Below are 3,823 nucleotides of genomic sequence, written 5' to 3'. Positions count from 1 at the left end.
CCGTAAAGACTATCTTTATAGCTGATAACGAGTTCTTTTACAGGAAATATTCCGGTTCAGAACGAGCAGAGAATATGGTTAATATGCAGATGGCCGCTTCTCTTATCTCTGTGCTACTTATGAATTATGCAAGGACTAGGAGATGGGAAGCAGCGGACTACTCAAACTTTTTCTCAAGTGAGGGTAGGGCGTCCCTCACTGTTCCTGCCTTTACCGCTATAGATAAAGAGGACTTTAAGAAAATCATAGAGAGGTTAGATCCTGAAAGATACCTGCCGAACTACCTCTTGATGAAAATAAAAGGCAGCACGTTGGCGGAAATCGACTTCTCAATAACTCCTTCAAGACGAGCTTTATCAATCATAGCCTTACCGGCTGGCCTTCACATAAACGAAGAAGCCATAGGAAAAATCGAGCAAAGGCTTATTGAAAACTTCGCTGAACACTTTAAACTCGGTAAAAATGATTATTCCTGTACAATTATCCCTAATGTCCCCATCGAAGAAGTATGGGTAACAACATTCTTTATCGATCCTTATATCCCAAGGATCGCTGAGATCTATAAAAGGGGAAGATCTTTTCTCGAAAACAAGGAGGAGATACGTAAGCATGTAAGGAGGATGACCGAGACTATTCCTGGTGAGCTTTCCAGGGAGATTTCAGGACGCTATGATCAATATATAGACTGGATGGAAAAGTCTTACAAAGATTTTGTTCGCATGTTTTCCCGATATACTTCTTTTTTCTTAGATAATCCTGGGAAAGATTACAGCTTGCCCATGCTTCACAACTATTCTTCTTCTCCACTTTTTCTTTTACCGTTAAAGAGGAGGGGAAAAACCCTAGGTGTTAAAATCTCTGAAGCTCCCCGAAACCGTTTAAAATCTGACGAGGAATTTATCCTCTACATTTTTTCACTCAGAGAAATCCGAGGCCTCTCTTTCAGGGTACACCAATTTGAAGACAGGGGGTTGGCGGAGACCTTTGAGAATGTGTTCAAAATACTAGGTAAAGATGGGAACAATGAATCACTGGGTGGGATTAAGGTAGCTCTTAATGTTGGGAATGAATCTCAATTAAAACTTATTCCAGTTCCTTTTGAAATACTTCGCTCCCACACTTGGGGCGAGCTTCCAGACAACATAGAGTTAATTATTTTTACATCTAGGGAACGCAAGAAGGAGGAGGGAGAATAATGTCTAAAAAATCTGAGGAAGAAAACTGCACCGCCCTCAACGCTTTCATGGATATCTGGAACTATAACTTAGAGAGAGGTGAGATTCTTAAGGCGATGAACTACTTGGAAGAAATAAAAGAGCTAACAAGGCTTAACCCGGCTCTAATAGGAAAATTAGACTATGAGGTTCTTGCAAACTACTGGAGTAAGATAAACTCAGCCTTAAAATATAGGCTGCAGCGGGTAGAGAGTAAGCTGGAGAGCAACCTAAAACGTTTTGAAGCAATCATTACATTACAATTATATGAGTCTACTTGTCCGGAAAAATGTTACAATACCTTTTTAGCAGTTTCAGAGCAGTCCTTTCGAGTTTCAGCCATAGCAAACTGCTATAATAAGGCAAGTTATTATCTCAAAGTATTACCTCCAGGAAAGATATTCCAATCGACCTCCATCTACCTTTTAAACAAAATACGATTATGGCGTGACTTAAGCAGTCAAATGATGTATCTACGTGAAAAACTGAGAATGCTAACGGAAGAGGTCATGTGGTACTTTAATATCGAGGTCAAGGGGTAAGTTTAAAACTTTTTTAGACCGGTCTCTCCGCGAAAGCCAATATCATAAAGTCCTCTAAAACGGGCTAAAATCTCTGGATCCCCAAGCATTCTCTCAGAGATTTGCAGTAATGAATATGCAAAAATAGTATTACCGCTATCTATCTTTTTGTATGCTTCAACAAGGATCTTTTCTATTACCGTGGTATCAAGATGTCCTCTTTTAGACCAGACTATCTGAACAAGTTCATTATACTTCTGGCGGATCAAGGAATCATCAGGGTTAAGCTCTTTAAGCTTCCTTCTAAGTTCATTATTCTCTTCCATTATCCTCTCCAGTTGGGGACGAATGCTTTCAAGCTGACCTATACAGTAATTTTTTTCTTCCACTAATTTCCTAATTACTTCCTCTCTTCTTTCTAGTTCGTTTTCAAGTTTTCTTTTTTCATCGAGAAGACTAACATGTATATTTCTTAACTGGACATTTTCGTTCCGCAATTGTATGTATTCAGCTCTCAACTTTTGCAAACTATCATAAATCTCAAGTCTCGTTATTTTCCTTGACAGCATTAGAGAGTATATCAAGATTGCTATGATTGATAGAGTTGACAAAGCTAAAGTGGAATACATCCATATTCTGGGATCGTTAAGATTTAGATTCAGATATTGAAGTAAATTCTGTAAATCAGGCATTGTTTTCCAACTTTTTATTTTTCTTATCCCTCATTTAAAATTTTCTTAAGAGTCTCAATAACTTCATCATAGCTCGGTCTTTTCTCCGGGGAAATCTCAAGCATGGAAGAGATTAAATTATAAAGCTCGCTTTTTTTACTAACAGGGGCTAACAGGTATTCGCGTCCTTTTTTTGTGGACGTTTCACGTCCTCCTCTAGCGAGAATTCCAAAAGCCTCGGCCATTGTTGCTCCAAGCGAATAAACATCGCTTTTTTCAGAATAGTTTCCGCTAGCTGATTCAGGAGATGCATAAGGGTTTTGTCCCACAGGCATCTTACAATTTTCTAACAAACATGAGAGCTCCCAGTCTATAATATGCGTTCCCTTGTCTGAGACTATTATATTCGTAGGCTTTATATCTCTGTGAAGAATGAGTGTAGAGTATGAAACAGAGACCTTGCGAAGTGTTTCCGCCGTCTGAATGAAAACTCTCATAATTTTTTCAAAATTTCTCTCAGGATTTTTCTTGAACGAATGCATTTCCTCTTTTAAAGTTCTACCTTGAATATACTCAATTATAATATTTTTCTTTTGAAGATTTAATTGATAAAGTTTAGGAATCTCACAGTGCTCTGCAAATTCACCGCAGAAAGTGTTCAGTAGAATCCACGTCCGCAATCCTTCAAAGTTCTCAACTTGAAGAATATCCCAATAACTTCTTAATGATTTTTTGACGAGCAGTCTCTTGCCGTCAGTTAAGAGGGTGACATTTGGGCTTAAGCTTTCAATTTTATAGAGTTCACCAGTCTTCATCCTTATCGAGTTATAAATCATTCCCTTAAACAAGAAGCTTTGTGAAAATTTTTCTGTGTTTTCTAAAACTACCTGAAAAGTACCGGGTTCCTTGATTAAAATAGAATGTTTATTGCCAAAGGGTATGAAGGAACGTATATCCCCCTTTCTTTCGATAAATAAGGAGAAACTACCCGTATATGGCCCAATTTTTCTGAGCAATAAATTCACGAATTTAGCTACTCCTCTATTAAAATCATTCTCGTCTAAGCTTACCTCGAAAAGGGAGCGCCTTTCCCCTCCTTGTAGGTTAATTTCTCCTCTTTTCACCTCGTACTCTCCCACATAACACACCCTAGGAGCTACCCTCTTGTGGAGCCTGTATAATGCTCTTCATAGTTGTTTCAATTCTTCTCAAAGCTAAAATGAAGGATATAAGCAAAGAGATTATCAGAAAAAGCTCCGCAATTGCAAAATTGGTCCATGTCTCACTCATCTTCTCCAACCTACTCGTGCAATTCACGCTCTCTGTAGGTCTCATAGCCGCATTATAGTTCTCAATTGCTTTTGAGGACATGAAGAAAGCTATGAATAGTAAAATAACAAGTAAGCTAAACGAAAGG

Annotated in this window: 5 protein-coding genes; 2 read left to right on the top strand and 3 right to left on the bottom strand. The window is 38.3% G+C overall.

Annotation, left to right across the window (positions count from 1 at the left end):
- Together ACP5KC_RS09300 and ACP5KC_RS09295 are read left to right on the top strand one after the other, a co-directional pair.
- The coding region (locus ACP5KC_RS09300) for a hypothetical protein (RefSeq protein WP_428287366.1) at positions 1-1,196 on the top strand (1,196 nt) is incomplete at its 5' end.
- On the top strand, positions 1,196-1,756 hold the full coding sequence (locus tag ACP5KC_RS09295; RefSeq protein WP_428287365.1) for a hypothetical protein: 561 nt from the start codon (positions 1,196-1,198) through the stop codon (positions 1,754-1,756). The genes ACP5KC_RS09300 and ACP5KC_RS09295, both read left to right, overlap by 1 nt.
- A 2-nt stretch (positions 1,757-1,758) precedes the next feature.
- Here ACP5KC_RS09295 and ACP5KC_RS09290 read toward each other — a convergent pair whose 3' ends face one another.
- The 3 genes from ACP5KC_RS09290 to ACP5KC_RS09280 all read right to left on the bottom strand — a co-directional run.
- Positions 1,759-2,427 (bottom strand): hypothetical protein, encoded by a 669-nt coding sequence (locus tag ACP5KC_RS09290; protein WP_428287364.1) that lies wholly within the window; start codon positions 2,425-2,427, stop codon positions 1,759-1,761.
- Between the two features lie 23 nt (positions 2,428-2,450).
- Entirely contained in the window at positions 2,451-3,545 is a 1,095-nt protein-coding gene (locus ACP5KC_RS09285; RefSeq protein WP_428287363.1) for a protein kinase domain-containing protein, read from the bottom strand.
- Between the two features lie 10 nt (positions 3,546-3,555).
- On the bottom strand, positions 3,556-3,823 hold a 268-nt coding region (locus ACP5KC_RS09280), incomplete at its 5' end, for a hypothetical protein (protein WP_428287362.1).

The sequence above is a fragment of the Infirmifilum sp. genome (assembly GCF_049970975.1).
GTDB lineage: Archaea > Thermoproteota > Thermoprotei > Thermofilales > Thermofilaceae > Thermofilum > Thermofilum uzonense.
The sequence above is the reverse complement of the archived record's forward strand: the minus strand, read 5'-3'. Positions and strand labels throughout refer to the sequence as shown.